Here is a 1,013-nt window from a genome sequence, read left to right as displayed (position 1 = left end):
TTTAAAAACACAGAAAGAAATTGAACTTATTCCACCGCCTTTATATGTGAAAGTAGATGCAGAGCGTCGTTACCTTCACCGTGTCGTGCAAAATCTGGTAGGTAATGCAGTTCGTTATTGTGATAACAAAGTTCGGATTACGGGCGGTATTCATAATGATGGCATGGCTTTTGTCTGTGTCGAAGACGACGGACCGGGTATTCCTGAGCAAGACCGCAAACGTGTATTTGAAGCCTTTGCACGTTTAGATGATAGCCGTACACGTGCATCTGGTGGTTATGGTTTAGGACTTTCGATTGTAAGTCGTATTGCTTACTGGTTTGGTGGTGAAATTAAAGTAGATGAAAGCCCAAGCTTGGGAGGCGCACGCTTTATTATGACTTGGCCAGCACATCGCTTTAAACAACCGCCATTAAAGACCAATAAAAAAGCACCTGCATAAGGTGCTTTTTTTATTGGTTCATTTATAACTGAGTTGCATCAGGTTCCAAAATAGGTTTGCCGCTTCTCAGGCTATTGAGTGCATCTGTATTAAAGTCAATCAAGAGCGAATTATTTTTAGCATCAATTTGATATTTTTGAATAAGAGGCTGATCCCCATTCAAAGTCTCAACTCTATATGAGTCTGCAATATGTAAAATGCCTTCTAGATTTGTTGTGGTTGATGCGAAATCTTGCCTAAAAATTTCATAGACATCTCGCAAGTCAAAAATGGCATTATCTGCATCTGGGTGTTTATGAATATAGCTTTCTATATGTCGCACCAGTAATTGTGCAAACAAGTAATAGTCTGGTTTATGCGTATATTCTAGATTCATGCATTTTTCTCCTTATTATCTGTTATTAGCATACATGGCAAAACAGAAGATATTGTATAAAATTCATTACACTAGATGATGACTTGGAAATATTACAAAGAAATAAAAATACGCTTCATTCCAAAATAGCAGTACACGTCAGTTGAAACACTGATTCACATTTTCGCTGTTTGTGGACGGTATTTATAACCAGAT

General features: G+C 37.7%; 1 protein-coding gene and 1 pseudogene. One reads left to right on the top strand and one right to left on the bottom strand.

The window, feature by feature from the left end; genetic code table 11:
* A pseudogene (gene bfmS, locus VXQ92_RS21445) lies at window positions 1–442 on the top strand (sensor histidine kinase BfmS); the annotation flags it as partial.
* 22 nt (window positions 443–464) lie between these two features.
* Here bfmS and VXQ92_RS21440 read toward each other — a convergent pair.
* Entirely contained in the window at window positions 465–818 is a 354-nt protein-coding gene (locus VXQ92_RS21440; RefSeq protein WP_001047855.1) for a hypothetical protein, read from the bottom strand.
* Window positions 819–1,013: the final 195 nt, after the last annotated feature.

The organism is Acinetobacter sp. 228 (genome assembly GCF_048147885.1).
This window is presented reverse-complemented; position numbering and strand designations above follow the sequence as displayed.

Bases quoted from the DNA above. Each gene is read 5' to 3' on its own strand.
- VXQ92_RS21440 (WP_001047855.1), bottom strand. From the start codon at position 818: ATGAATCTAGAATATACGCATAAACCAGACTATTACTTGTTTGCACAA.